The sequence below is a fragment of the Sphingomonas sp. Leaf412 genome (assembly GCF_001425405.1).
In the GTDB taxonomy this organism is placed as follows: domain Bacteria; phylum Pseudomonadota; class Alphaproteobacteria; order Sphingomonadales; family Sphingomonadaceae; genus Sphingomonas.
Window position 1 is genome coordinate 683,429 of record NZ_LMQP01000003.1, and the last position, 24,189, is coordinate 707,617.

Below are 24,189 nucleotides of genomic sequence, written 5' to 3' on the forward strand. Positions count from 1 at the left end.
TCGCTTCGCCGCGGCATGGCGCCGGGTCTGGCGCTTCTCTTCGCCCTGACCGCTACCGGCGCGACCGCCAGTGCCGCGGATTTCGACCGGGCGATATCGCGCGCGCGAGAGAACATGCTCGTCGCCCCGGCCGCTGCGGCGGCGCAGGCGCAGGCGGCGTTGCGGACGGCGGGACAGGCACCGACGCCGACGCAACGCGCGACCGTCTTGTGGCTGCGCGGCGAGGCGTTCAATCGCCTGGGCCGGACGGAAGAGGCGCTGCCGCTGCTGATCGAGGCGCGCCGGCTTGCGGAAGGCGGCCGGACGTCGTTGCTGCTGGCGGACATTCTGCTGTCGGAAGGCAGCGCGCTGACCGACGCCGGTCGCATCACCGTCGCGCTCGCCACGCTCCAGCGCGCGCATGAGGCCTTCCTGACGCTGAAGCAGGGGCGCAGCCGGGCGAAGGCGCTGATCCTGATCGCGATGATGTACGACGCGGGACGCGATCACGAGGCCGCCTTGCGGTATTTCCGACAGGCGCAGAATGCGTATGCGGTCGATCCGGGCCTGCTCGTCGCCATCCACTACGGTCGCGGCACCGCGTTGCATGCACTCGGACGCTGGCCGGATGCCGAGCGGGAGTTCGTCGCCGCGCTGAAGATCGCGGTCAGGATGGGCGCGCCCGCGGTCGAGGCGCAGGCATGGAGCAACATCGCGAACGAGCGACTGAGCCGGGGGGATGTGGCCTCGGCCGAGCAGGCCATCCGCACCGGCCTTGCGATCGCGCACGGCGGCGCGGCGGTTGCGGTCCGGCCGCAATTGCTCGCCTTCGCGGCGGACGCCGCGCTCCGTCGCGATCATGTCGCCCGCGCCGCGGCCCTCATCGGCGAGCGTTTCGACGGCGTCGACCTGTCGCGGACCATCATCGCCGATCGCGACGCGCACGAGGTGGCGTACCGCATCTATCTGGCCGACGGCGCCGCCGCGCTCGCGCTCCGGCATTTGACCGCGCTGAAGCGCCTGGACGATCAGGCGACGCAGATCGCCCGCTCGACCGGGGCGGCGCTGGCGGCGGCGCGGTTCGACTATGCCAACCAGGAACTGCGCATCGCAAAGTTGAAGGCGACCGACCTGGCGCGGCGCGTGGCGTTCGAGCGCGCGGCGGCGCGGACGCAGTTGCAGATATTCGCGGGCGTCGCGATCGCCACCGCGCTGCTGATCGTGCTGCTGGCCGTCGGCCTGTTCACGATCCGGCGCAGCCGCGACCGCGTCCGCGCGGCCAACGCCGATCTGGCGACGACGAACGGGAAGCTGGAGAAGGCGCTGGCGGCGAAGACCGAGTTCCTCGCCACCACCAGTCACGAGATACGCACCCCGCTGAACGGCATCCTCGGCATGACGCAGGTGATGATCGCGGACCCCGCGCTCGACGCCGCGACGCGCGATCGGCTCGCCGTCGTCCACGGCGCCGGCACGACGATGCGCGCGCTGGTCGACGACATCCTCGACGTGGCGAAGATCGAGACGGGGAAGATGACGGTCGAACGGGTGCCGATCGACCTCGTCGTGACGGTGGACGACGCCGCACGGATCTGGCGCGATCAGGCGTCGGCGAAGGGCCTCGCGTTCGAAACGCGGTGCGACATGGCGACGCGATGGGTGATGGGCGATGCGGCGCGGCTGCGGCAGATCGTCTTCAACCTGTTGTCGAACGCGGTGAAGTTCACTGCCGACGGCGGCATCGTCCTGACGCTGGAGGAAACCGACGGCCGGATCCGACTGTCCGTATCGGACACCGGCATCGGAATCGCGGAACCGGCGCACGAACTCATTTTCGAATCGTTCCGGCAGGCGGACGCCGGAACGACCCGTCAGTTCGGCGGGACCGGTCTGGGCCTGTCGATCTGTCGCAACCTGGCGCGCGCGATGGACGGCGACGTGACGGTGGCGAGCCGCGCGGGGGAAGGAGCGACGTTCCTGCTCGACCTGCCCCTGCTGCCGGCCGACGTGCCCGGGGCCGACGTGGCGCCCGCCGGGCTGCTGGTGGTGGAGCGCAACCCGATCACCCGCGCGATGTTCGCCACGCTCTTCGCCGCGCTGGATCCGGTCGTGTTCGCGGGCGACGCGATCGAAGCGATGCGCACGATCGCGGACCGTACGCCCGCCCGTATTCTGGTCGTCGCCGGCTCGCTCGGCGGCGATCCGCGCGCGGCGCTGCGCCGCCTGCTCGACGCGGCCGGGCCGGGGATCGTCAGCGTGCTGATCCCCGCCGGAACGCGCGGCGACTGGCCGGACTGCGGGTCCGCGCGCCTGATCGAACGGCCCGTCGGTAAAAGAGAGTTGGTGACGCAGGTTATGGAACGCGCCACGCCGCTTGTGCCGCAGGCGGCTTAGGGTGATAAGGCACGCCTATGACCAAGGGGGGGCGTGCGCGGCGCGTCCGAGCGACGGAAGCGTATGAAAGTCCTTTTCATCGAGGATGACAGGATGAACCGGCGTGTCGTCCGCGACATGCTGGACGTTGCCGGCGCGAGCATGGTCGAGGCCGAGAGCGCCGAGGACGGCCTGCAACTGATTGACCGGAACGACGATCTGGACATGCTCCTCGTCGACCTGCGCATGCCCGGCATGGACGGCATGACCGCGATTCGTCACATCCGCGCTCGGAACGATGCGAAGGCGCGGCTGCCGATCATCGTCGTGACCGCCGACACCGCGCTGGACCTGCGCGAACGCTGCATCGAGGCGGGGGCGGACGACGTGATCTTCAAGCCCGTGGCGATGGACGCGCTGTTCGAGGCGATGGGACGCCTGCTCGCCCGCGACGGCGACGACGACCTGATCTAGCGCGATTTGAGCGCGTCGGTCAGCGACGCGGTCGCGCTGCCGCGGCGGGCCGGTCGCGGCTGGTCGGGGGAGGGTGCCCAGCCGGTCAGGAACACGATGTCGAACCGTTCCGACACCCGTCCGTCCGCGTCAGCGCGCGCGGCGAAGCCCGCGGCGGCGGCGGCGAGCGTCGCGCGCGACACCGCATGGCGCTCCGTCAGCACGTTCGCCGCGCCCGCATGGCGCAGGTCGTCCAGCAACCGCGCCATGTCGCGATACCGGACCGTCAGCGTCTCCACGTCCGCCACCGGCAAAGCGAAGCCCGCCCGGACGAGCAGGTCCCCCGCGGATCGCACGTCCACCTGCGGATGCGATCGCGCCACCGCGCGATCCGGCTCCGCCTCGCGCAGGACCGTGCGCAGCGTGGCGAGCGTCGCGCCGCCGGTGAACGCCCCCAGGAAAAGCCCGTCGGGCCTGAGCGCACGGCGGATCAGCGTCAGCGCGCCGGGCAGGTCGCCGACCTGGTCCAGCGTCCCCGCCGCGACCACCAGGTCGAACGACGAATCGGCGAACGGCAGGCGGTCCTCGTCGGCCTGAATCCCGCCCACGCCGCGCGCGAACGCGAAGCCGGGATCGACCCGCGCCACGCGCGCGCCGGGCGCCGCCGCGAATGCGCCGTCGAAACAGCCGAGGTCGAGGACATCCGCGAAGTCGCGCGTCACCAAGCCCAGTCGGTCGACGATCCCGTCCAGCATCGCGGCGCGCAGGAAATCGTGGTCGGCGAAGCGGATGGCCGCGCGGTCGCGCTGGCGCCGGCGGGCGGCGCGATCGAATATGTCGGGCGATGCCATCCGCGGCTTGTGCCGGTCGCGCCCGCGCGCGACAAGCGGGGAATGCGGTGGCCGTCGCTGGGCAGAACGATGATGGACCTGGTGCTGCCGCCGCGGTGCCCGTCGTGCGGCGGCGTGGTCGCGGCGCCAGACCGGTTCTGCACCGGTTGCTGGTCCGCGCTGCGCTTCATCGGCCCGCCGTGGTGCGACGGATGCAACGTACCGCTGGATCACGATGCGGGCGATGCGGTCCGGTGCGACGCCTGCCTGGCGCATCCGCCGGTCCTTGCGGGCGTACGCGCGGCGGTCGCCTACGGCCCGGTATCGCGCACGGTGGCGCTGAAGCTGAAATACGGCGGGCGGATGGGATTGGCGACGACCGCGGCGACGCTGATGCGGCGGCATCTGCCCGACGACGCCACGTTGCTCGTGCCCGTCCCGCTGCATCGCTGGCGCATGTGGTCGCGGGGCTACAATCAGGCGGCGTTGATGGCGCGGGCGCTGGGCCGCCTGGCCGACCTACCCGACGATCCCCACGCGATCGTGCGTCACCGCCCGACCCGAAGCCTGCGCGATGTGGCGCGGGCGGACCGCCGCCGCGTGCTCGCAGGCGCGTTCCGCGCAACGCCCGCGCGGGTGCGCGGCCGGCGGATCGTGCTGGTCGACGACGTCTATACCAGCGGCGCCACCGCGGCGGGATGCGTCGACGCCTTGTTGGCGGCGGAGGCGGCGAGCGTCACGGTGTTGGCATGGGCCCGCGTCCTCGACGACGGCGTCGCGGATTGACTTGGGACCGCCGCGACCACATTTTGGGAGGATGGCACGCATCGAAATCTATACCAAGGCCTTCTGCCCCTATTGCTCCCGCGCGATGGCGCTGCTGGCGTCGAAGGGCGTGGCGGTCGAGGAGACCGACATCACGCTCGACCGCCATGCGCGCGACGCGATGATCCAGCGTGCGGACGGGCGCACCACGGTGCCGCAGATCTTCATCGATGGTCGCCATATCGGCGGGTCGGACGATCTTGCCGCGCTGGAACGCGCGGGCGACCTCGATCCGTTGCTGGCGGGATGATCGTGTTCGACCTGCGCTGCGGCGGCGGCCATGTGTTCGAGACATGGTTCGCGTCGAGCGCGGCGTTCGAGGATCAGCGCGATCGTGGTCTGATCGCTTGCCCGATGTGCGGCGACGGCGACGTCGCAAAGGCGGTCATGGCGCCCCGCGTCACGGCGAAGGGTAACGCAACGTCCGCGTCTGCGCGGCTGAAGGCGGTGCTGGCGGAAATCGCGGCCGCGCAGGGGAAGGCGTTGACGGGATCGCGCTGGGTCGGACGCCGGTTCGCGGAAGAGGCGCGCGCGATGCACGATGGCGCGGCCGAACCGGTCACGATCCACGGACAGGCGACCCGGGAAGAGGCGCGCGCGCTGCTGGAGGACGGCGTTCCCGTCGCCCCCCTGCTGCTGCCCGTCACCCCGCCGAAGGCGTTGAACTGACCGCCGCCGCCGAACCCGCGCTCAGCGGATCCGGCGCGCCACCAGCACCAGCAGAAGGCCGAGCGCGGCGACCGCGGCGCCATAATTGGCCCAGATCGCCTGGTCGATCATGAAGCTGGATCGCGGCCAGGCGATATAGCCCAGTCCCTGGCCGATCCACAGCAGGCCGATGAGCGCCAGCGCGACGCCCACGACCGTCAGGACCGACCGGAACCGCCGCATGTCAGCGCTCGCCGACAGGAACGTAGGCGCGCTGCGTCGGGCCGGTATACAACTGGCGCGGGCGACCGATCTTCTGATCGGGATCGGTAATCATCTCGTTCCACTGCGCGACCCAGCCGACGGTGCGGGCCAGCGCGAACAGCACCGTGAACATCTCGGTCGGGAAACCGATCGCGGACAAGATGACGCCGGAATAGAAATCGACGTTCGGGAACAGCTTCTTCTCGACGAAATATTCGTCGTTCAGTGCGATCTGCTCCAGCTGCAAGGCGGTTTCGAACAGGGGATCGCTGACGTTCAGCGCCTCGAACACCTCGCGCACCGTCTTCTGCATCACGGTCGCGCGCGGATCGTAGTTCTTGTACACGCGATGGCCGAAACCCATCAGGCGGAAGGGATCGTTCTTGTCCTTCGCCCGCGCGATATATTCCGGAATCTTGTCCGGCGTCCCGATCTCGCGCAGCATGTTCAGCGCGGCCTCGTTCGCGCCGCCGTGTGCCGGGCCCCACAGGCAGGCGATGCCCGCCGCAATGCACGCGAACGGGTTCGCGCCCGACGAGCCCGCGAGGCGGACGGTCGAGGTCGAGGCGTTCTGCTCGTGATCGGCATGCAGGATGAAGATGCGGTCCATCGCCCGCTCCACCGCCGGGTTCACGTCGTACGGCTCCGCCGGCACGCCGAAGGTCATGCGCAGGAAGTTGCCGGTGTAGGACAACGAATTGTCGGGATACAGGAACGGCTGACCGACGCTGTACTTGTACGCCATCGCCGCGATCGTCGGCATCTTCGCGATCAGCCGGTGCGACGCGATCATGCGCTGCTTGGGATCGTGGATGTCGGTCGAATCGTGGTAGAAGGCGCTGAGAGCGCCGACGACGCCGCACATGATCGCCATCGGATGCGCGTCGCGGCGGAAACCGCGGAAGAAGGTCGCCAGCTGCTCGTGCACCATCGTATGGCGCGTGATCGTGCGGTCGAAACCCGACAGCTCGTCCGCGCTGGGCAGCTCGCCGTTCAGCAGCAGGTACGCGACCTCCATGAAGCTGGACTGTTCCGCCAGCTCGCCGATGGGATAGCCGCGGTGGAGCAGCACGCCCTCGTCGCCGTCGATATACGTCAGTTTCGACTGGCACGATGCGGTGGAGGTGAAGCCGGGATCGTAGGTGAAGGCCCCGGTCTGTCCGTACAGCTTGCGGATGTCGACCACGTCGGGACCGACCGAACCGGACAGGACCGGATATTCGAAATCCGCGGCCCCGAGCGAGAATTTGGCGGCGTCGGTCATGATCGTCTCCATCAGGCGATGTGGTCCGCGATCCGGGCCAGGCCCTCGTCGCGCCCCAGAAGGATGAGCACGTCGAAGATGCCGGGCGACGTCCTGCGTCCCGTAAGGGCGACGCGGAGCGGCTGGGCGACCTGACCGAGCTTCACGCCCGCATCCTCGGCGACCTTCCGTACCGCGTCTTCGAGCGCTTCCGTATCCCAGTTGTGCAGCGCGTCAAGCGCGGCGTGGAGCCGGGCGAGCAGCATCGGCGCCTCGCCGCCCAGCAACGGCGCCGCATCGTCCGCGATCGGCAACGGACGGGACACGAACAGGAAACCCGCGCCGTCGACCAGATCGCCGATATTCGCGGCGCGCACCTTCAGCACCGGCATCGCCGCGAGCAGGGGCGCCCGCCGCGCGTCGTCGGGGGCGAGGCCCAGCCGGTCCGCGACCATCTCCGCCAGCCGCGCATCCTCGGCGGCGCGGATGTAGTGGCCGTTCATGTTCTCCAGCTTCTTGATGTCGAAGCGGCTGGGCGACTTGCCGACCGAATCGAGGTCGAACCAGCGGATCGCATCCTCGCGCGTGATGAACTCCTCGTCGCCATGGCCCCAGCCCAGGCGAAGCAGGTAATTGCCCAGCGCCTCGGGCAGGATGCCCATGTCGTCGCGATACGCCTCGATCCCGACCGCGCCGTGCCGCTTGGACAGCTTCGCGCCGTCGCTGCCGTGGATCAGCGGGATGTGGGCATACACCGGCTCGGGCCATCCGTTCGCGCAGTAGATCGGCAGCTGGCGGAAGGCGTTGTTGAGGTGATCGTCACCGCGGATGACATGGGTGACGCCCATGTCGTGATCGTCGACGACCACCGCCAGCATGTACGTCGGCGTCCCGTCCGACCGCAGCAGGACCAGGTCGTCCAGTTCCGCGTTCTGGACGGTCACCTCGCCCTGCACGCGATCGTGGATGGTCGTCGCGCCGTCTAGCGGGGCCTTCAGCCGGACGACGTGCGGCTGGTCGAGCGGGCCGTCGGTGCGGTCGCGCCAGGGCGAGCGGATGCGCAGCGGCTTCTTCGCCGCCTGCGCCTCGGCCCGCATCGCGGCCAGCTCGTCCTGCGTCAGGTAGCAGCGATAGGCGTGACCGCCGTCGACCATCGCCCGCGCGACCGCGGCGTGGCGGTCCGCGCGCGCGAACTGGAACACCGCATCGCCGTCCCAGTCGAGGCCGAGCCAGCGCATCCCATCCAGGATCGCGTCGATCGCGGGCTGCGTCGAGCGGGCGCGGTCCGTATCCTCGATCCGCAGCAGGAATTTCCCGCCGTGGTGGCGCGCGAACAGCAGGTTGAACAGCGCGGTGCGGGCACCCCCGATATGGAGGAACCCCGTCGGCGACGGCGCGAAGCGGGTAACGACCGGGCGGCCGCCTGTGATGTCGGTTGCGCTCACGCGCGCTTGCTCCCAGTCTGGATGAGTCGATGGCTTCTTCCGCCGTGCCTGCCCCTAGCAACTCTGCCCCGCCGCGACAAATCGCGGGCCGGGACGCAATCGAGCGCGGGCTGGAGGCGGAGCGCGACCAGCTGGCGGCCTGGATTCCCGTGATGCTGGGGGCGGGGATCGCGGCGTGGTTCGTGCTTCCCGATGCGCGGGCGTGGACGGCCGTGCTGCTGGCCGCGCTGGCACTGGCGTCCGCGGCGCTGGCGACGGCGCAGGGCGGCCGTGCGTCCGTGGTCGTGGCGTGTGCGGCGATGGGGATCGCGGCGGGGGTCGCGCTGGCGTGGTCGCGCGCGGACCGGGTGGCGGCACCGGTGCTGGCGCGCACGGCGATCGTCGACGTCGCCGGACGGGTGGCGGAGATCGAGCCGCTGCCCGCGCGCGGTCTGGTCCGGCTGACGATGGCGGACCTGTCGTGGGCGGCACCCGCCCCATCGCCGGCCCCCCGACGCATCCGCGTAAACTTGCCCGACCCCGACACCCCGCAAACCCTCACCGCCGGGGCGACGATCCGGCTGCGCGCGCGATTGATGCCGCCGCCCCCGCCTGCGGTACCGGGCGCCTATGATTTCGCCCGGGTGGCGTGGTTTCGCCAACTGGGGGCAACCGGTCGCGGGTTCGTACCGGTGCAGGTCCTGCGGCCGGGCGCGGCGGAGGCGGGGCTGCGGCAACGCCTGACCCGGCATATCGAGGATCGGCTGGAGGGCAGCGCGGGCGGCATCGCGGCGGCGCTGGTCACCGGCGCCACGGGCGGGATCGGGGAGGAGGATGCCGAGGCGATGCGTCGCGCCGGGCTGGCGCATCTGCTGTCGGTCAGCGGGCTGCACATCACCGCCGTCGTGGGACTGACGATGCTGCTGGTCGCGCGTCTGCTGGCGCTGTCGCGCCGCGTCGCGCTGACCGGGCGCGTGCCGGTCGTCGCGGCGGGCGCGGCGGCGGTGACGGCGGTGGGCTATACCTGGCTGGCGGGCGGACAGGTGCCCACGATCCGCAGCTGTGTCGCCGCCTTGCTGGTGCTGGTGGCGCTGGCGCTGGGGCGCGAGGCGATCACGATGCGGCTGGTGGCGTTCGGCGCACTGGTCGTATTGGTGACCTGGCCCGAGGCGCTGGTGGGGGCGAGCTTCCAATTGTCCTTCGCCGCCGTGACCGCCATCGTGGTGCTGTACGAACATCCGCGCATCCGCGACTGGTTCGCGCCGCGCGGTGAAGCGTGGTGGCGACGGACGGGGCGGGCCGTCGGGTCGCTGCTGCTGACGGGACTGGTCGTCGAACTGGCACTGATGCCGATCGCGGCGTTCCATTTCCACAAGGCCGGTGTGTACGGAGCGCTGGCCAACATGGTCGCGATCCCGCTGACGACGTTCGTGGTGATGCCTGCCGAGGCCTTGGCACTGATCCTGGACGCGCTCGGACTGGGGGCGCCCTGGTGGTGGGTGACCGGGCAGGGGATCGCGCTGCTGCTATGGATCGCCCGGACGGTCGCGGCGGCGCCGGGCGCGGTGACTGCGGTCCCCGGAATGCCGGGCTCTGCCTTCGCGCTGATGGTGGCCGGGGGCTTGTGGCTGGCGCTGTGGCGCACGCGGATGCGGCGCTGGGGAATCGTACCGTTCGCCATCGGTGCGGCATGGGCGCTGGCGACCCCCGCACCGGACCTGGTGGTGACGGGGGACGGGCGGCATCTGGGGGTGAGGACGGCGGACGGCAGGGTGGCGATCCTGCGCGACCGCGCGGGCGACTATGTCCGCGACGCCCTGACCGAGGGTGGCGGGGTGGACGGGGAACCGGCGTTGCTGTCCGACGTGTCCGCAGCGCGATGCAATGCCGATCTGTGCTGGATCGCGGTGGCGGGGCGGCGCGTGCTGGCGACCCGCAGCCGGCATTTCGTACCCGTGCGCAACCTGGTGGCGTTATGCCGCCGTGCCGACGTGGTGGTGAGCGAGCGCCGTGTCCCCCGCACCTGCCGGGCGCGGTGGCTGACCTTGGACCGCGCGATGCTGGTCCGGACGGGCGGGGTGGCGGTAACCTTCGCGACCGGGCGGGTCGCGACGGTGCGCACGGCGGGGGACCGACATCCATGGGTCAGCCCGGCTGAGGCGGGTGGCCGCGGCGGACGGTAGGTCCTAGAGGCGATGCTGACTCGCGCGACCCGGTCTGTCGTTCCCGATTTCATTGGCGATGTTCCGTAACCCCGCGCCCGGCGGAGGGTTTCGGGAAACGGTGACCGGTGCCGGTGGCCGGAAAGTAGAATCGCGCCGCGGCCATTACCGCATTCCCCGACCTGATCGGTCGATTGACTTCCATTATCTACATATATAGATTATTGCTCATGTCACGGCGTCCTCATACCTCCAGACAAGCGCGTTTCCTTTTCGAGGCGCTCCTCGCGCGGCCGGATATGTGGCGCCACGGCTATGACCTGCTTCAGGAAACGCGGCTCAAATCGGGCACGCTCTATCCGCTGCTGATGAGGCTGGCTGATGACGGACTGCTCGAGTCCGAATGGCGTCCGCCCGTCCCGCCCGCCCGGGCCCCCCGCCATGCCTATCGGCTTACCAATGCGGGTCGCGACTTCGCCCGGTCGATCCTGGCGCAGGCGGACGTCGACGGGCCTCGGATGATCGGAGCAACGGCATGAACGCTCGGTCGCTCCATGGCGCTCATGCTCGTCGGGTGGTGCGCAGCCCTGCTTCCCGCGGATCGCGCATCATGGGCAGCCGCGATGAAAGCCGAGGTTGATGCGATCGACGACGACGGCGCCGCGCTGACGTTTGCGATCGGATGCGTCTGGGGGGCGGCCAAGGAACGGATTCTCTCCCGGTCCTTCGCCGCGCGATCGATGCAGTTCGCCACGATCGCCGGGATGCTGGCGATCTCGCTACTATCGGCGCTGATGACGAAACGGATGATCGCCGCCCATCACCAAAGCACGGTGGTTTTCACGCTGACCTCGGTCCTTTTCGCAGCAGCGGCACTGCGTGGCTACCTGCGGGGACCGATGGCCCTGGTGCAAATCGCCCGTTCGGTGCTCCCCATCTATGTCCTCGCCTATGCCTTTACGTCGTCCGGGCCCGGCCCGGCAGGCGGTTGGATTGATGCGCGATTGTATCAAGCCCTGGCCATCGAAGGGATCGGCATCTGGACTGCCATCCTGTTGGCCGGCGTCTTCATGATCCGTGTCGGGACGCTTCCGACGATCACGCGCATGTGAGTTGAATCGATGAGGAACGTCTGGTTGGTCGCGGCGGGTGTGTTGAGCGCGACCGCATCGTTGTTGCACGTCGCCACTATCGTCGGTGGCCCGAACTGGTATCGGTTCTTCGGCGCCGGGGAGGAAATGGCGCGGGCGGCGGAGCGCGGCTCGGCGATGCCCGGTCTGGTCACCGCCGCGATCGCGACGGTCCTCGCCATCTGGGCGCTGTACGCGTTTTCCGCTGCGGGTGTCGTTCGGCGTATGCCGTTGCTGCGAACGGCGTTGGTCCTCATCACCGGCGTCTATCTGCTTCGCGGTTTGGCACTCATCCCTCTGCTCGCGCTGAAGCCGCACCTGGTCGACACTTTCGCGGTCGTCAGCTCGCTTGTCGCTCTATGCTACGGCGTAACCTATGCGATAGGGACGTGGCAGGCGTGGCCGAGCCTTCGATCGACCGCCTCGTTGCCGCCCGCATAAGCGCGTGCCGGAGGTCAGGGACGGTCCCAGAAGCAGCCATTTGACTGGTCCCGACAGAGCCGATCTGTGATCCTGCTCAGCAAGGCCGGCAAGGCAACCGACGCGACGCCGTGCGCGCGCGCCGGAACACTTCAGCGACCATTTTGCCGTCAATCGTACCGCCGCAGGAGCCCCGCCAGTTTCCCCTGCACGCGCACCTGCGCCGGTGCGTAGCGCTGCGGGTCGTAGGCGCGGTTGGCGGGATCGAGGCGGACCATCGCGCCCTCACGGCGGAAGTATTTCAGCGTCGCTTCCGCATCCTCGATCAGCGCGACGACGATCTCGCCGTCGCGGGCGACCTCCTGCCGGCGGATGAGCGCATAGTCGCCGTCCAGGATGCCCGCCTCGACCATCGAATCGCCCGCCACTTCCAGCGCGAAATGCTCGCCCGCGCCCAGCAAGGCGGCCGGGACGGGGAGCATCGTGCTGCCCTCGAACGCCTCGATCGGCACGCCTGCCGCGATGCGGCCGTGCAGCGGGATCTCGATCACGTCGTTCGCGGGTTGCGGCGGGGCGGCGGCGGGGCGGGCGCGGGGGGTCGGAACACGCTTCGCCTCCGGCCGCTCGGGTACCTTCAGCACCTCGAGCGCGCGGGCGCGATTGGGCAGGCGGCGCAGATAGCCGCGCTCCTCCAAGGCGCTTATCAGACGGTGAACCCCCGACTTGCTCTTCAGCGACAGCGCGTCCTTCATCTCCTCGAACGAGGGGGACACGCCGCTGTCGGCGAGGCGGTCCTGGATGAAGCAGATGAGGTCGTGCTGCTTGCGGGTAAGCATGTCCCGGGTTCCCTGTTTGGCGAACAGACGCGGAACCAATATGGAACGGAATCGTCCCCGTCAAGCGATCATCAGGATTTCCGCCGAGTCGCCTGCGCTCGCCGCGGGCGCATGCGGCGGGCGGACGACGAGGCAGGTAGACCGCGCCAGCGTCATCAGCATCGAACTGTCCTGGATCGCGGCGACGTGGACGCGCCCGTCGACGAGTGCGCCGCGCAGATAGTCGGTACGCGGGCCGTTGGCGGGCAGGTCCTCGCCCAGCGTCGCGGCGACGGCGGCGGGGAAGGGATCGGCGGCGCCTGCGACATGCGCGACCAGCGGGCGGACGAACAACAGGGCGGTGACGAAGGCGGAGACCGGATTCCCCGGCAGGCCGACGACGACCATTCCGTCCGCGCGACGGCCCGCCAGCATCGGCTTTCCGGGGCGGAGCGCGATCCGCCAGAAATCGAGCGCGACGCCCGCCGCCTGCAACGCGGGGCGGACCAGGTCGTGGTCGCCGACCGATGCACCGCCCGTGGTGACCAGAACGTCGGCCTGCACGTCCGCGAACGCCGCCGTCAACGCGTCGAGCCGATCCGGCAGGATGCCGAGGTCGACGATCTCCGCCCCCGTTTCGGCGAGCAGAGAGCGGAGCAGCAGGCGGTTGGACTCGGGCAATTGATCGGCTCCCGCTCCGCCCGGCTCGGCCAGTTCGTCGCCGGTCGCGGCGATGGCGACGCGCACCGGGCGGGCGACCGCGATCGTCGCCACGCCGCCGGTCGCCGCGACCGCGAGGCGGGCGGGCGTCAGGCGTTCGCCGACCGCGACGAGCGTATCGCCTGCCGCGAAATCGAGCCCGTGGGGACGGGTGTTGCGGCCGACATAGGGCGGGCCCTCGCCGTCGAGATGGAGTCGATGCCCCTCCCGCCGCGCCTCTTCCTGCACCAATACCGTGTCGGTTCCGGGCGGCATCGCGGCGCCGGTGAAGATGCGGACGGCCTCCCCCGCGCCGACGGAAAGGTCGTACGGCCGTCCCGCGGCGCTTTCCCCGACGACGGTCCACGGGCCGGGAAGGTCGGCGAACCGCAGCGCGTAGCCATCCATCGCCGACAGGTCGCGCGCGGGCTGGGTACGCCGGGCGACTACGGGCGCGGCGGCGTAAAGGTTCAGCGCATCGACAAGGGATACGTCGCGGGCGGGGACCAGCGTGGCGAGCGCGAGGACGCGGGCCTGCGCGTCGGAGACGGGAAGGAGGGTCATGTCGGCGGGGTAGGGGGCTGGGCCGCGGGCGTCGAGGGGCAGGCGAGCGGGCGGCCTTGTACTGTCGTCATGCCGATCCGGCCTCCCAGGTTAGGCTGACCGGTGACGCCAGTGGACGGCGCATCGCGTCCGACATGACTGTTTGGATAAGCGGCATTCCGCGCGAGCCCTTGCGGCGGAGACGGATGGTTTGCAGGCAGGACGGTTCTGCGGCATCTGCGCGCCCGACGCTTTTGATCGGGATGGACGATGATGGATCGGGACGGCAGTGTGGAAGCGGTCGCCTGGCCGGCGACGCTTGCGGGCGCGGCGGTACTGGGATCGCTGGCGATCGCGTGCATGATGCCGTTCGTCGGAATCGCGCTGGTCGCGGCGGCGACGATGCGACGCGGGCAGGCGGTGGTGACGGTTATCGGCGCATGGGCGGCGAACCAGTTGCTGGGGTTCGGGCTGCTGGGCTATCCGCCGGACGGCTACGCCATCGGCTGGGGCATCGCGTTGGGGATCGCAAGCCTTGCCGCGATGCTGGTCGCGGCGCGCGTCATCGGCGACGGCGCGCTGCGTACCGGGCGGGTCGCCGCCGCATTCGGGATGGCCTTCGCGGTGAATCAGCTGGGGCTGTTCGGGTTCGCATCCGTGGTCGGCGGAACCGATACGTTCACCGTCGGGATCGTCGCGCGGCTGCTGATGAACGATGCCGCGTGGGCGGGCGGTCTGCTGGCGCTGGGACTTGGCCTCGCGCATATCGCGCCGACGCTGTTCGGCCGCCGGGCCGCGCGGGCCTGATGGCGGCGAAGCCCAGGGTCGTATCGCTGCTGCCCAGCGCGACCGAGATCGCGGTTGCCGTGGGATTGGGCGACCGCCTGTACGGGCGCTCGCACGAATGCGACTTCCCGCCGTTCGTCGCGCAATTGCCGGTGTGCACGTCGACGAAGCTGGAGAAGGGGCTGACGTCGCGCCAGATCGACGACCGGGTGCAGGAGATCGTGCGGCAGGGGCTGTCGGTGTACGCGGTCGATGCGCCGCTGCTGCGGTCGTTGCGGCCCGACGTGATCCTGACCCAATCGCAATGCGCGGTGTGCGCGGTGACGCCGGCGGACCTGGTCGAGGCGCTGGCGCAATGGCAGGGCAATGCGCCGACGTTGCTGTCGCTGGCGCCCGATACGCTGGACGACGTGTGGGGCGACTTCCGCCGCGTCGGCGCGGCGACGGGCATGGAAGCGGAGGCGGAGCGCGCGCTGGAAGGCGTGCAGGAACGGCTGGCGCGCTTCGCCGCCCCGGTCGGCGCGCGCCCACGGGTGGCGTCGATCGAGTGGATCGAGCCGTTGATGGCGGCGGGAAACTGGGTGCCCGAACTGGTGACGCTGGCGGGCGGCGATCCGCTGTTCACCGCGGTCGGGCAGCATTCGCCGTGGCTGGCATGGGACGACCTGGTCGCGGCGGACCCGGACGTGATCGTTTTCATGCCGTGCGGCTATCAAATCCCGCAGACGCTGGCGGACCTGTCCCCGGTGGTGAAACGTGACGGGTGGCGCGATCTGTCGGCGGTGCGCGCGGGGCGCGTGTTCGTGGCGGACGGGCACCATTTCTTCAACCGGCCGGGGCCGCGATTGATCGAATCGGCGGAGATCATCGCCGCGTGTCTGGCGGCCGGGCCGGGCGTGGACGCGGGTATGGGGTGGATGCGGTTGCGGTGACCGTCATGCCGGACCCGATCCGGGGTGACGGAACGTTCACGCTCGCCAGTCGCCGGACGCCCCGCCGCTCTTGGCCAGCAGGCGGACACCCTCGATCGTCATGCCTTTGTCGATCGCCTTCGCCATGTCGTAGATCGTCAGCAGCGCGACCGACACCGCGGTCATCGCCTCCACCTCCACGCCTGTCTTCCCGTCCGTCGCCGCGAGCGCGGTGGCGGTGACGGCGGCCTCCCCGACGGTCAGGTCGAGTGTGACCTTCGTCAGCGGCAGCGGGTGGCACAGGGGAATGAGGTCGCTGGTCCGCTTCGCCGCCATGATGCCCGCGACACGCGCGACGGCCAGAACGTCGCCCTTCTTCGCGCTACCGTCGCGGATCGCGGCGGCGGCGGCGGCGGACATCGTGATGCGGCCGGTGGCGGTGGCTTCGCGTCGGGTCGGCTGCTTGGCGCCGACGTCGACCATGCGGGCGGCGCCGGCGGCGTCGATGTGGGTGAGGGACATGCCGCCACCGTGGCGGGTGGGGGCGCGTTGGTCCAGCCTGACCTTCGCCCCCGCCTTCGCAGCGGCGATAGTCAGGACACCAAGGCGCGCGTCGCCGCCTCCACGTCGGGCTGCCGCATCAGTGCCTCGCCGATCAGGAAGCAGCGGATGTCGTGCCTCGCCATCGCGTCCAGGTCCGCGCGCGTGGTCAGGCCGCTTTCGGCGACAAAGGTGCACTCCTCCGGCGCGTTGCCGACGAGTTCGTAGGTGCGCTGGAAATGCACCTCGAACGTCCGCAGGTCGCGGTTGTTGACGCCGATCAGGCGTGACTTCAACCGCGCCGCGCGATCCATCTCGGCGGCATCGTGGACCTCGACCAGCACGTCCATGCCGTGGTCGAGCGCCGCGGCCTCGCATTCCGCGGCCTGATCGTCGGACAATGCGGCCATGATGAGGAGGATGGCGTCGGCGCCCAGCGCGCGCGCCTCGACCGCCTGCCACGGGTCGATCGTGAAGTCCTTGCGGATGACGGGCAGGGAGCAGGCGGCGCGCGCTGCGACCAGATAATCGTCGCTGCCCTGGAAATACTGCTCGTCCGTCAGGATCGACAGGCAGGTTGCCCCGCCCGCTTCGTAGGCGCGGGCGTGGGCGGGGGGATCGAAGTCGGGGCGGATCAGGCCCTTCGACGGACTGGCCTTCTTTATCTCGGCGATCAGCGCGTGACGCCCCGACGCGGCGGTGGCGTCCAGCGCCGCCTTGAACCCGCGCGGCGCGGATTGCCGCGCGATGCGCCCGGCAAGGTCGGGCTTCGCGGCCTTCCGGGCGGCGACCTCCTCGCGCTTGGTGGCCAGGATCGTGTCGAGGATGGTCATCGGTAGGCGATCCAGCGGTCGAGCAGGTCGTTGGCGGCGCCGTCGTCGATCGCTCGCGCGGCGCGGGCGGCACCGGCGATCAGGTCCGGTTCGCCCGCCAGCACCAGCGCGGCGGCGGCGTTGAGGAGGACGGCATCGCGGTACGCGCCGCGCTCGCCCGTCAGCAGGCGGCACAGCGCGGCGGCGTTATAGGCCGGATCCCCGCCGCGGATCGCGAGCGTCGGATGCCGCGCGAGGCCCGCGTCCTCGGGCGCGATGCGTGTCGGCAGCGCGGCGGCGCCGATCGATTCGACCAGGGTCGGCCCCGCGCCCGAAATCTCGTCCAGCCCTTCCTCGCCCGCGACGACGAACGCCGCCTGCGTTCCCAGCTGCGACAAGGCGTCGGCATAGACCGGCGCATAATCGGGCCGCGCGATCCCGATCAGCTGGCGCGTGACGCCGGCGGGATTGGCGAGCGGGCCCATGAGGTTGAAGATCGTCCGCCGCCCGATGCGACGGCGGATCGGCGTGATCCGCTTCATCACCGGATGGTGGTTGGCCGCGAACAGGAAACAGATGCCGAGGTCGTTCAGCGTCGCCTCCGCATTCCGTCCGACGCGATCCATGTCGAGGCCCAGCGCCTCCAGCGTGTCCGCCGCGCCCGCCTTCGAACTGGCGGCGCGGTTCCCGTGCTTCGCGACCGGCACGCCCGCCGCGGCGACGACCAGGCTGACCGCGGTGGAGACGTTCAGCGTATGCTGACCGTCGCCGCCCGTACCGCAGACGTCGATCGCCTGCGCGGGCGCGATGATGGGAAGCAACCGGGCACGCAGGCCGCGCGCCGCCTCCGCGATCTCCACTGCCGTCTCGCCGCGTTCGGACAGCGCGATCAGGAAGTCGGCCACCGCTTCCTCGCTGGTCTTCGCATCCAGCAGGTCGGCGAACGCCTGCGCCGCGGTGTCGCGGTCGAGCGGGCGGGACGGATCGGGAAGCGTCACCGCCCGATCCCGGCGATGGTCAGGAAACTGGCCAGCATGTCGTGCCCGTGCTGCGTCGCGATGCTTTCGGGATGGAATTGCACGCCGTGGATCGGCAGGTCGCGGTGGCGTAGGCCCATGACGCTGCCGTCCGGCGCGGTGGCGTTTACCGCCAGCGCATCGGGAATATCGGTTACGACCAGCGAATGGTAGCGCGTGCCCGTGAACGGCGTGGGCAGGCCCGCGAACACGCCGGTTCCGTCGTGCGCGATCGGGCTGGTCTTTCCGTGCATCAGGCCGCCGCGGACCACCTTTCCGCCGAAATGCTGCCCGATCGACTGATGACCCAGGCACACGCCCAGCAGCGGCCGGCGCGCGTCCGCGCACGCGGCGACGAGGTCCAGGCTGATCCCCGCATCGTCGGGGGTGCACGGGCCGGGGGAGATCAGGAAGGCGTCCGCCCCCGTCGCCAGCGCGTCGCCCGCGCTCAGCGCGTCGTTGCGCTCGACGCGCACCTCCACGCCCAGTTCCATCAGGTAATGGACCAGGTTCCAGGTGAAGCTGTCGTAATTGTCGACGACGAAGATCATCGCGGCGCCATAGCGGCTGCATCGGGAGCCGCAAACTATTGCGGCGATGCAACGGTGGGGAAACGTCGCGGCGGAGAAAAGCGGGCGGGACCGCGTTGTCTGCCCACAAGGAGTTGCCCCATGCGCCGTCGTCCCTTTCGCCTCGCCGCCTTTCTCGCCGGGGCGGTCGTCGCGCTCCCGGCCCTGTCCTCCGCACAGACACCGCAGCGCATCCGCAACGTCCAGCTGACCGGCGAGCAGCAATGCCCGAAGGCGGCGGCGGACGAGATCGTGGTGTGCAGCCGCATCAGCCCGAACGAGCAATATCGCATCCCGAAGGAGATGCGGAACACCGCCGAACCCGCCGCGCAGAATCAGGCATGGGCGAACCGTACCGTCACGGCCGAGCAGGTGTCGCGCGCGGCGGCGGGATTGCCCAACACCTGCTCGGCGGTCGGCACCGGCGGCCAGACCGGGTGCGCGCAGGCCTATGCGCGCGCCTGGGCGGCGGAGCGGCGCGCGGCGGAAAGGAACGATTCGCTGATCCCCGGCGGCGGGTCGGCGGCGGCGTCGTCGGGCGATTGACGGCGACGCGCTTCCGCGACGGCGGCGGCCCGGATCGGGTGCGTGCCGTCGCGGGGACCTGACCGCTACTGACCGAACCCCGGCTCGCTCGCCCGCGCGATCGCCTCGCGCGCCGCGGCGAACAGGGCGCCCGACTTCGCCTCGCACTCGCGCTGTTCCGACGCCGGGTCCGAATCCGCCACGATCCCCGCGCCCGCCTGCACGTGGATACGGCCGTCCTTCACCACCGCGGTGCGCAGGACGATGCACGAATCCATGCTGCCGTCGGGCGAGAAATAGCCGACCCCGCCGGCATAGGCACCGCGCCGTTCGGGCTCCAGCTCGGCAATGATCTGGCACGCGCGCACCTTCGGCGCGCCGGATACGGTGCCCGCGGGAAAGCCCGCCAGCAGCGCGTCGATCGCGTCGTGCGCGGGATCGAGCGCGCCGACGACGTTCGATACGATGTGCATGACGTGGCTGTAGAATTCCACGCCGTAGCTGTCGGTCACGGTCACGCTGCCCGGCGTGGCCACGCGGCCGACGTCGTTGCGGCCCAGGTCCAGCAGCATCAGATGCTCGGCGCGTTCCTTCGGGTCGGCGAGCAGACTTTCGCGATTGACGGCATCCTCGGTCGCGGTCTTCCCGCGCGGCCGCGTGCCCGCGATCGGGCGGATCGTCACTTCCCCGTCGCGCGCGCGGACCAGGATCTCGGGGCTCGAACCGGTCAGCGCGAAGCCGGGCAGGTCGAGGTGATACAGGAAGGGCGACGGATTGATCCGCCGCAGCGCGCGATACAGTTCGAAGGCGGGCAGCGGGAAGGGCGCGGTGAAACGCTGCGCCAGCACGACCTGGAAGATGTCGCCCGCGACGATGTACTCCTTCGCGCGCGCCACCATCGCGGCATAGTCGCCGGGCGGCATCGTCGCATGCGGCGCGATGTCCGCCGCGTCGGCGAGCACGCGCGGGGGCAGCGGGTCGTGGGCGAGGCGCGATTCGACCGCGTCGAGCCGCGCCTCCGCCTCCGCGACGATCGCGTCGGGCGTGCGGTCGGCGTCGGGCCAGACCGGCGCGACGAGGAACAGCGCGTCGGCGAGGCGATCGAACACGAGGATCACGGTCGGCCGCACGATCATCATGCCCGGCAGGCCAAGCGGATCCGCCGCGGGTTGCGGCAGGTCCTCGACCAGCCCGATCGTTTCGTACCCGAAATAGCCGACCAGGCAGGCGAGTGCGCGCGGCAGTTCGGGTGCGACGTCCATCCGGCATGACGCGACCAGGTCGCGCAGCGCCTCCAGCGCAGGCTTTTCGTGCGGGACGAATGCGTCGCGGTCGGTCAGCCAGCGGGCGTTGACCTCCGCCGCATGGCCGTGCGCGCGCAGGACCAGGTCGGGCGCGAGCCCGATCAGGCTATGCCGCCCGCGCACCGCACCGCCCTCGACCGATTCCAGCAGGAAATCGCCGCGCCCCGGCTCGATCAGCTTCAGCGCGACCGCGACCGGCGTTTCGGTATCCGCGATACGGCGGCGCCAGACGAGCGCGGGACGCCCGGCGGCCAGTTCGGTGGCGGAGGTTATCATCGCGGCGAAGCGGAAAGGGTTGCGAGTGGGAGAGTCACGGGCCGAATTTTCGGTAAGACGCCCGCCCCACTCCCCTGAAGGGGAAAGGGAGAATGGCAGTTCGATTGCGTTGCAACTGGGCCCCGGCCTTCGCCGGGGAACAGGTCACTGCTCGCCGGCACCCAGCAGGTCCTTCTTCAGCTTGTCGACATTGCCCGTGTTGCGCTTGACCCCCACCGACGCGGCGACCGCGCGGGCGAATTGCTGGACATATTCCTGCCCGATCGAGCGGCCCAGGTCGGCGCGGGTCGCCTGGACGATGCCGGGCACGCGGCGCGCATCGCCGGGGACGACCTGTTCCAGCCGCATCACGATCCAGCCGTCGCCGGTCGGCGAGGCGATCGTGCGCGCATTGCCCTGCTTCATCGAGAACATCAGCGCGAGCAGCGGGTTGACCTGCGGCCCGGCCTGAAGCTGCGAGCGGCTGGCGGCGAGCGGTCGCGGCGCGGGGCCGCGGACGTTCGCCTGACGCAAGGCGTCGGCCAGCGACGTGCCCTTGTTCACCAGCGCGACGACGCGGTTCGCGGCATCGCGCGCCGCACGGTTGCGTCGGTCGGCGATGAGGTCGGCGGCGACGCGGTCGCGGACCTGCGCCAGCGGTCGCGGCGCGGCACGGACGATCCGGTCCAGCCCGACCACCGCGAACCCGCCGTCCTCGCCGATCGGGACCGTCGTGGGCGTGTCCCCTTCCTCCGCCGCGAAGCCCGCCGCCGCGATCGCGGTCAGCGTCGCGTCCGGCTTGGCCGCGGGTCGGTCGGGGTCGGCGGCGTTCGACAGCAGCGGAGCGGTGACCTGCGCGGTCAGTTTCTGGTCCGCGACCACTTCGGCCAGGTTGGAATTGTCCGCCAGCGCATCCTCCACCGCGTCGCGCGTCTTCTGGAGCGCGGCGGCGGATTTCTGCGTGGTCAGCTTCGTCACCAGTTCGGCGCGGACCTGGTCCAGCGTCCTGCCCGGAACCTGCGCGACCGCGTCGACGCGCGCGACGACGAAGCCGATCTGGCCGCGGACGGGGCCCAGGATCGCCTCGGGCGCGGCGGCGAAGGCGGCATCCGCCACCGCGGCGCCCGCCTGTTGCGTCAGCGACGCCTTGTCCGCGCGTTCGATCGTGCGCGGCTCCAGCCCCGCGGTCCGTGCCGCGGCGGTCAGCGTCGTCCCGCCCTTCACCGTCGCGGCCAGCGTGGCGGCCGCCTTCTGGTCCAGGACGGTCACCAGCGTGACGGTCCGCGTCTCGCGCGGGGCGTAGGCGGCGCGATCGGCGGCATAAGCCGCCTGGATCTCCGCGTCCGTCGGCGCCTGCCCCGCCGCGCCGGCGGGCGTGACGACGGCGTAGCGCATCACGCGCCGCTCGGGCACGGTGTAGCGCGCGACGTTGCGCTGGTAGAATTGCGCCAGTTCCGCATCCGTCGGCGCGGCGCCGACGGGGATCGTGGCGTAGGGCACCAGCGCGACCTGTCCCGCGCGCCGTTCCAGCAGCAGGGAGGCGTAGGGAAGCGCCAGCGACTGCGGCACCTGGCTGGCGCCGACGGTGGGGACGATCAGGAACTGGGTCATGATCTCGCGCCCGATGTCGCGCTGGACCTGTGCGTCGGTCATCCCCTGCTGCCCGATGGCGCGTTCGTATTGCGCCTGGTCGAACTGGCCGGTGGGACCGCGGAAGGCGGGGATGTTGCGCAACTCGCTGCCCACCAGCGCGCGGCTGACGCGCAGGCCCTGGTCCTCGCCGAAGGATTCGAGCGCCGCGCCGGTGACCATGCGCTCCAGCAGCGATTCGACCCCGCCCGCATTGACCAGCTGCGCCATGTCCGCCTCGGGCTGCTGCTGCCGGGCGAAGCGCAATTCGTCCTGCGCGCGCTTGCGCAGGTCCGCGCTGCCGATCGAGCGGCCGTCGACGACCGCGACCGCATCGCCGCCCAGCGCGCCGCCGCTGCCCGCGATGCCGGTGATGTCCCCGGCCGCGAAGGCGAGTGCGATCACGCCCAGGATGCCGAAGGTGATGACATAGCCCACCTTCGAATTGATGAGGCGGCGGACGAAGCTGAGCATGGGGGCGTGGGACCGGATTTATGAGGTGGACGACGCTTTAGGGGGCGGGGGCGGTGGCATCAAGCGCGGTCGCTTGTTACAGCCGTGACGATCCTGCCCCCTCCGTTCGGGCTGAGCGACGTCGAAGCCCATGCGCGACCGTGGACGCATGCCCTTCGACGTCGCTCAGGGCGAACGGATGTGGGGCATTGGTCAGGCGAGAGGGGATGGCATGACGCGACGCAAGTTGGTGGCGGGAAACTGGAAGATGAACGGCAGCCGCGCGGCGCTGGCCGAGCTGGATGCGATCGCGGCGGCGGCGGCGGCGCAACCGCAGGTGGACGTGGCGGTGGCGGTGCCCTTCACCCTCATCGCGCCCGCCGCGGAACGCGTGCCGGGCCTCAGCATCGGCGCAGAGGACGTGCACGAGGCGGACGGCGGCGCGCACACGGGCTGCGTCTCTGCCGCGATGGTTGTCGAGGCGGGCGCGCGTTTCACGATCGTGGGCCATTCGGAACGCCGCGGCGACCAGGGCGAGACGAGCCAGGATGCCTGGGCCAAGGCGGCGGCGGCGCACCGCAACGGCCTGTCGGTCATCCTGTGCTGCGGCGAGACCGAGGCGGAGCGCGACGCGGGCCGTGCCGAACGCGTGGTGCAGGCGCAGATCGAGAAGTCGCTGCCCGAGAATGCGACCGGCGACTGGCTGACGCTCGCCTATGAGCCGCGCTGGGCGATCGGGACCGGGCGGACGCCGACGCTGGAGGATATCGCCGCGATCCACGCGATCGCGCGGGCGAAGATGCGGCACCTGATCGGCGAAGCCGCGGATGGCGTGCGCATCCTGTACGGCGGGTCGGTGACGGGGGAGAATGCGCGCGCGATCCTGGCGACGCCGGACGTGGACGGCGCGCTGGTAGGGGGCGCCAGCCTGACCGCCGCGAAATTCGTCCCGATCATCGAGGGCGCGGCATGAGCGACCTCGTGCCGCTGCCCCCCGTCCGCCGCGTCGTGACCGCTACGGACGCGGACGGGCGCTCCTATATCGCGGAGGCGGGGCCGTCGCCCGCGGGCTTCGCGCTGCCCTGATCGCCGTTCCGCAGCGACAACATCTGGCGGACGGGCGCCGCGCCCGCGCCGGTCGGGGCGGCGGACGACATCGTCGCGCACAAGGGCGTCCTGCCGCCCGCCGGGGGCACCGTCTTTCGCGTCATCGACTTCCCGCCCGCGACGGGCACGAAGGAGGAGCAGGCGGCGCTGGCGGCGAAAGTCTTCGCGCTGCTCTATCCCGATGCGGACCATCACGCGGGCAGCGCCCGGTCGGCGGGGATGCACACCACCGACACGGTCGACTATGCGCTGGTGCTGTCGGGCGAGATCTGGGCGGTGATGGACCAGGACGAGGCGCTGCTGACCGCGGGCGACGTGCTCGTCCAGCGCGGCACCGCGCATTCGTGGGAGAACCGGTCGGGAAAGATGGCGCGGGTGGCGTTCGTGCTGGTGGACGGGGTGCGGTGATCTCCCTCCCTCTCCCCTGTGGGGAGAGGGTCGGGGGGAGGGGAGGGGGTCTCACAGAGGGCGGCG

General features: G+C 70.7%; 26 protein-coding genes. 14 read left to right on the forward strand and 12 right to left on the reverse strand.

The genetic code is table 11. The features are described from left to right. The first annotated feature begins 15 nt into the window (after nt 1-15). The gene (locus tag ASG29_RS10405; protein ID WP_055983471.1) at nt 16-2,373 is read left to right on the forward strand and encodes an ATP-binding protein; all 2,358 of its coding nucleotides are present in this window, start codon (nt 16-18) and stop codon (nt 2,371-2,373) included. 63 nt (nt 2,374-2,436) lie between these two features. Beyond that, entirely contained in the window at nt 2,437-2,826 is a 390-nt protein-coding gene (locus tag ASG29_RS10410) for a response regulator (RefSeq protein ID WP_055985439.1), read from the forward strand. Here ASG29_RS10410 and ASG29_RS10415 read toward each other — a convergent pair. Continuing rightward, nucleotides 2,823-3,656: a class I SAM-dependent methyltransferase gene (locus ASG29_RS10415; RefSeq protein ID WP_055983473.1), complete on the reverse strand. Its 834-nt coding sequence runs from the start codon at nt 3,654-3,656 to the stop codon at nt 2,823-2,825. The genes ASG29_RS10410 and ASG29_RS10415 overlap by 4 nt on opposite strands. A 69-nt stretch (nt 3,657-3,725) precedes the next feature. Between ASG29_RS10415 and ASG29_RS10420 the strand changes: the two genes are divergently transcribed. The 3 genes from ASG29_RS10420 to ASG29_RS10430 are packed head-to-tail and all read left to right on the forward strand — an operon-like array spanning nt 3,726 to nt 5,129. Continuing rightward, on the forward strand, nt 3,726-4,421 hold the full coding sequence (locus tag ASG29_RS10420) for a ComF family protein (protein WP_235532866.1): 696 nt from the start codon (nt 3,726-3,728) through the stop codon (nt 4,419-4,421). Between the two features lie 31 nt (nt 4,422-4,452). Then, complete coding sequence (gene grxC, locus ASG29_RS10425; RefSeq protein ID WP_055983474.1) at nt 4,453-4,710, forward strand: glutaredoxin 3; 258 nt, start codon at nt 4,453-4,455, stop codon at nt 4,708-4,710. Further along, entirely contained in the window at nt 4,707-5,129 is a 423-nt protein-coding gene (locus tag ASG29_RS10430) for a DUF1178 family protein (protein ID WP_055983476.1), read from the forward strand. Before grxC ends, ASG29_RS10430 begins: the two co-directional genes overlap by 4 nt. Nucleotides 5,130-5,150: 21 nt before the next feature. Here ASG29_RS10430 and ASG29_RS10435 read toward each other — a convergent pair whose 3' ends face one another. Genes ASG29_RS10435 through gltX form a run of 3 tightly spaced genes read right to left on the reverse strand, consistent with a single transcriptional unit; the run spans nt 5,151 to nt 8,060 of the window. Further along, nucleotides 5,151-5,351, reverse strand: a complete 201-nt coding sequence (locus tag ASG29_RS10435) for a hypothetical protein (protein ID WP_055983478.1) — start codon at nt 5,349-5,351, stop codon at nt 5,151-5,153. Nucleotide 5,352: 1 nt separating this feature from the next. Then, nucleotides 5,353-6,636, reverse strand: a complete 1,284-nt coding sequence (gene gltA / locus ASG29_RS10440) for a citrate synthase (protein WP_055985443.1) — start codon at nt 6,634-6,636, stop codon at nt 5,353-5,355. A gap of 11 nt (nt 6,637-6,647) precedes the next feature. Next, a complete protein-coding gene (gltX, locus tag ASG29_RS10445; protein WP_055983481.1) occupies nt 6,648-8,060 on the reverse strand; it encodes a glutamate--tRNA ligase in 1,413 nt (470 codons plus the stop codon). A gap of 29 nt (nt 8,061-8,089) precedes the next feature. Here gltX and ASG29_RS10450 point away from each other — a divergent pair, with 29 nt between their 5' ends. The 4 genes from ASG29_RS10450 to ASG29_RS10465 all read left to right on the forward strand — a co-directional run bounded on the left by ASG29_RS10450 (nt 8,090) and on the right by ASG29_RS10465 (nt 11,772). After that, nucleotides 8,090-10,222, forward strand: a complete 2,133-nt coding sequence (locus ASG29_RS10450) for a ComEC/Rec2 family competence protein (protein ID WP_200932428.1) — start codon at nt 8,090-8,092, stop codon at nt 10,220-10,222. Between the two features lie 209 nt (nt 10,223-10,431). Further along, a complete protein-coding gene (locus ASG29_RS10455; protein ID WP_082515910.1) occupies nt 10,432-10,740 on the forward strand; it encodes a PadR family transcriptional regulator in 309 nt (102 codons plus the stop codon). Between the two features lie 15 nt (nt 10,741-10,755). Then, the gene (locus ASG29_RS10460) at nt 10,756-11,313 is read left to right on the forward strand and encodes a hypothetical protein (RefSeq protein WP_156457976.1); all 558 of its coding nucleotides are present in this window, start codon (nt 10,756-10,758) and stop codon (nt 11,311-11,313) included. Nucleotides 11,314-11,322: 9 nt separating this feature from the next. After that, nucleotides 11,323-11,772: a hypothetical protein gene (locus ASG29_RS10465; protein ID WP_055983487.1), complete on the forward strand. Its 450-nt coding sequence runs from the start codon at nt 11,323-11,325 to the stop codon at nt 11,770-11,772. Nucleotides 11,773-11,921: 149 nt separating this feature from the next. Here ASG29_RS10465 and lexA read toward each other — a convergent pair whose 3' ends face one another. After that, nucleotides 11,922-12,587, reverse strand: a complete 666-nt coding sequence (gene lexA / locus ASG29_RS10470) for a transcriptional repressor LexA (protein ID WP_055983489.1) — start codon at nt 12,585-12,587, stop codon at nt 11,922-11,924. 60 nt (nt 12,588-12,647) lie between these two features. Continuing rightward, nucleotides 12,648-13,829, reverse strand: coding sequence for a molybdopterin molybdotransferase MoeA (locus tag ASG29_RS10475; RefSeq protein WP_055983490.1), 1,182 nt, complete (start codon nt 13,827-13,829; stop codon nt 12,648-12,650). Between the two features lie 249 nt (nt 13,830-14,078). Here ASG29_RS10475 and ASG29_RS10480 point away from each other — a divergent pair, with 249 nt between their 5' ends. Continuing rightward, nucleotides 14,079-14,615 carry a hypothetical protein gene (locus ASG29_RS10480; protein WP_055983492.1) on the forward strand — a complete coding sequence of 179 codons (537 nt, stop codon included), beginning with the start codon at nt 14,079-14,081 and terminating at the stop codon, nt 14,613-14,615. Continuing rightward, nucleotides 14,615-15,526, forward strand: coding sequence for a cobalamin-binding protein (locus ASG29_RS10485; protein WP_055983494.1), 912 nt, complete (start codon nt 14,615-14,617; stop codon nt 15,524-15,526). The genes ASG29_RS10480 and ASG29_RS10485 overlap by 1 nt, the downstream gene beginning before the upstream one ends. Before the next feature lie 36 nt (nt 15,527-15,562). Here the strand turns inward: ASG29_RS10485 and moaC are convergent, their stop codons facing one another. The 4 genes from moaC to ASG29_RS10505 all read right to left on the reverse strand — a co-directional run bounded on the left by moaC (nt 15,563) and on the right by ASG29_RS10505 (nt 18,424). After that, entirely contained in the window at nt 15,563-16,027 is a 465-nt protein-coding gene (gene moaC / locus ASG29_RS10490) for a cyclic pyranopterin monophosphate synthase MoaC (RefSeq protein ID WP_055983496.1), read from the reverse strand. 71 nt (nt 16,028-16,098) lie between these two features. Further along, nucleotides 16,099-16,878, reverse strand: a complete 780-nt coding sequence (trpC, locus tag ASG29_RS10495) for an indole-3-glycerol phosphate synthase TrpC (RefSeq protein ID WP_055983498.1) — start codon at nt 16,876-16,878, stop codon at nt 16,099-16,101. After that, nucleotides 16,875-17,855, reverse strand: coding sequence for an anthranilate phosphoribosyltransferase (trpD, locus tag ASG29_RS10500; protein WP_055983500.1), 981 nt, complete (start codon nt 17,853-17,855; stop codon nt 16,875-16,877). The genes trpC and trpD overlap by 4 nt, the downstream gene beginning before the upstream one ends. Next, nucleotides 17,852-18,424, reverse strand: coding sequence for an anthranilate synthase component II (locus tag ASG29_RS10505; RefSeq protein WP_055983502.1), 573 nt, complete (start codon nt 18,422-18,424; stop codon nt 17,852-17,854). The genes trpD and ASG29_RS10505 overlap by 4 nt, the downstream gene beginning before the upstream one ends. A 120-nt stretch (nt 18,425-18,544) precedes the next feature. Between ASG29_RS10505 and ASG29_RS10510 the strand changes: the two genes are divergently transcribed. Then, nucleotides 18,545-18,988, forward strand: a complete 444-nt coding sequence (locus ASG29_RS10510; protein ID WP_082515912.1) for a hypothetical protein — start codon at nt 18,545-18,547, stop codon at nt 18,986-18,988. Nucleotides 18,989-19,053: 65 nt separating this feature from the next. Here ASG29_RS10510 and trpE read toward each other — a convergent pair whose 3' ends face one another. After that, on the reverse strand, nt 19,054-20,547 hold the full coding sequence (gene trpE, locus ASG29_RS10515) for an anthranilate synthase component I (protein WP_055983504.1): 1,494 nt from the start codon (nt 20,545-20,547) through the stop codon (nt 19,054-19,056). A gap of 144 nt (nt 20,548-20,691) precedes the next feature. After that, complete coding sequence (locus ASG29_RS10520; protein WP_055983506.1) at nt 20,692-22,629, reverse strand: peptidylprolyl isomerase; 1,938 nt, start codon at nt 22,627-22,629, stop codon at nt 20,692-20,694. 211 nt (nt 22,630-22,840) lie between these two features. Between ASG29_RS10520 and tpiA the strand changes: the two genes are divergently transcribed. Both tpiA and ASG29_RS17540 read left to right on the forward strand, forming a co-directional pair. Further along, nucleotides 22,841-23,581 (forward strand): triose-phosphate isomerase, encoded by a 741-nt coding sequence (gene tpiA, locus ASG29_RS10525; RefSeq protein ID WP_055983508.1) that lies wholly within the window; start codon nt 22,841-22,843, stop codon nt 23,579-23,581. 353 nt (nt 23,582-23,934) lie between these two features. Next, nucleotides 23,935-24,123 carry a cupin domain-containing protein gene (locus tag ASG29_RS17540; protein WP_235532867.1) on the forward strand — a complete coding sequence of 63 codons (189 nt, stop codon included), beginning with the start codon at nt 23,935-23,937 and terminating at the stop codon, nt 24,121-24,123. The last annotated feature ends 66 nt before the right edge of the window (nt 24,124-24,189 follow it).

Excerpts from the sequence above, each read along its gene's own strand:
- ASG29_RS10405 (WP_055983471.1), top strand. The coding sequence starts at position 16 with ATGGCGCCGGGTCTGGCGCTTCTCTTCGCCCTGACCGCTACCGGCGCG.
- ASG29_RS10410 (WP_055985439.1), top strand. The coding sequence starts at position 2,437 with ATGAAAGTCCTTTTCATCGAGGATGACAGGATGAACCGGCGTGTCGTC.
- ASG29_RS10415 (WP_055983473.1), bottom strand. The coding sequence starts at position 3,656 with ATGGCATCGCCCGACATATTCGATCGCGCCGCCCGCCGGCGCCAGCGC.
- ASG29_RS10420 (WP_235532866.1), top strand. The coding sequence starts at position 3,726 with ATGATGGACCTGGTGCTGCCGCCGCGGTGCCCGTCGTGCGGCGGCGTG.
- grxC (WP_055983474.1), top strand. The coding sequence starts at position 4,453 with ATGGCACGCATCGAAATCTATACCAAGGCCTTCTGCCCCTATTGCTCC.
- ASG29_RS10430 (WP_055983476.1), top strand. The coding sequence starts at position 4,707 with ATGATCGTGTTCGACCTGCGCTGCGGCGGCGGCCATGTGTTCGAGACA.
- ASG29_RS10435 (WP_055983478.1), bottom strand. The coding sequence starts at position 5,351 with ATGCGGCGGTTCCGGTCGGTCCTGACGGTCGTGGGCGTCGCGCTGGCG.
- gltA (WP_055985443.1), bottom strand. The coding sequence starts at position 6,636 with ATGACCGACGCCGCCAAATTCTCGCTCGGGGCCGCGGATTTCGAATAT.
- ASG29_RS10450 (WP_200932428.1), top strand. The coding sequence starts at position 8,090 with ATGGCTTCTTCCGCCGTGCCTGCCCCTAGCAACTCTGCCCCGCCGCGA.
- ASG29_RS10455 (WP_082515910.1), top strand. The coding sequence starts at position 10,432 with ATGTCACGGCGTCCTCATACCTCCAGACAAGCGCGTTTCCTTTTCGAG.
- ASG29_RS10460 (WP_156457976.1), top strand. The coding sequence starts at position 10,756 with ATGGCGCTCATGCTCGTCGGGTGGTGCGCAGCCCTGCTTCCCGCGGAT.
- ASG29_RS10465 (WP_055983487.1), top strand. The coding sequence starts at position 11,323 with ATGAGGAACGTCTGGTTGGTCGCGGCGGGTGTGTTGAGCGCGACCGCA.
- lexA (WP_055983489.1), bottom strand. The coding sequence starts at position 12,587 with ATGCTTACCCGCAAGCAGCACGACCTCATCTGCTTCATCCAGGACCGC.
- ASG29_RS10475 (WP_055983490.1), bottom strand. The coding sequence starts at position 13,829 with ATGACCCTCCTTCCCGTCTCCGACGCGCAGGCCCGCGTCCTCGCGCTC.
- ASG29_RS10480 (WP_055983492.1), top strand. The coding sequence starts at position 14,079 with ATGATGGATCGGGACGGCAGTGTGGAAGCGGTCGCCTGGCCGGCGACG.
- ASG29_RS10485 (WP_055983494.1), top strand. The coding sequence starts at position 14,615 with ATGGCGGCGAAGCCCAGGGTCGTATCGCTGCTGCCCAGCGCGACCGAG.
- moaC (WP_055983496.1), bottom strand. The coding sequence starts at position 16,027 with ATGTCCCTCACCCACATCGACGCCGCCGGCGCCGCCCGCATGGTCGAC.
- trpC (WP_055983498.1), bottom strand. The coding sequence starts at position 16,878 with ATGACCATCCTCGACACGATCCTGGCCACCAAGCGCGAGGAGGTCGCC.
- ASG29_RS10505 (WP_055983502.1), bottom strand. The coding sequence starts at position 18,424 with ATGATCTTCGTCGTCGACAATTACGACAGCTTCACCTGGAACCTGGTC.
- ASG29_RS10510 (WP_082515912.1), top strand. The coding sequence starts at position 18,545 with ATGCGCCGTCGTCCCTTTCGCCTCGCCGCCTTTCTCGCCGGGGCGGTC.
- trpE (WP_055983504.1), bottom strand. The coding sequence starts at position 20,547 with ATGATAACCTCCGCCACCGAACTGGCCGCCGGGCGTCCCGCGCTCGTC.
- ASG29_RS10520 (WP_055983506.1), bottom strand. The coding sequence starts at position 22,629 with ATGCTCAGCTTCGTCCGCCGCCTCATCAATTCGAAGGTGGGCTATGTC.
- tpiA (WP_055983508.1), top strand. The coding sequence starts at position 22,841 with ATGACGCGACGCAAGTTGGTGGCGGGAAACTGGAAGATGAACGGCAGC.
- ASG29_RS17540 (WP_235532867.1), top strand. The coding sequence starts at position 23,935 with ATGCACACCACCGACACGGTCGACTATGCGCTGGTGCTGTCGGGCGAG.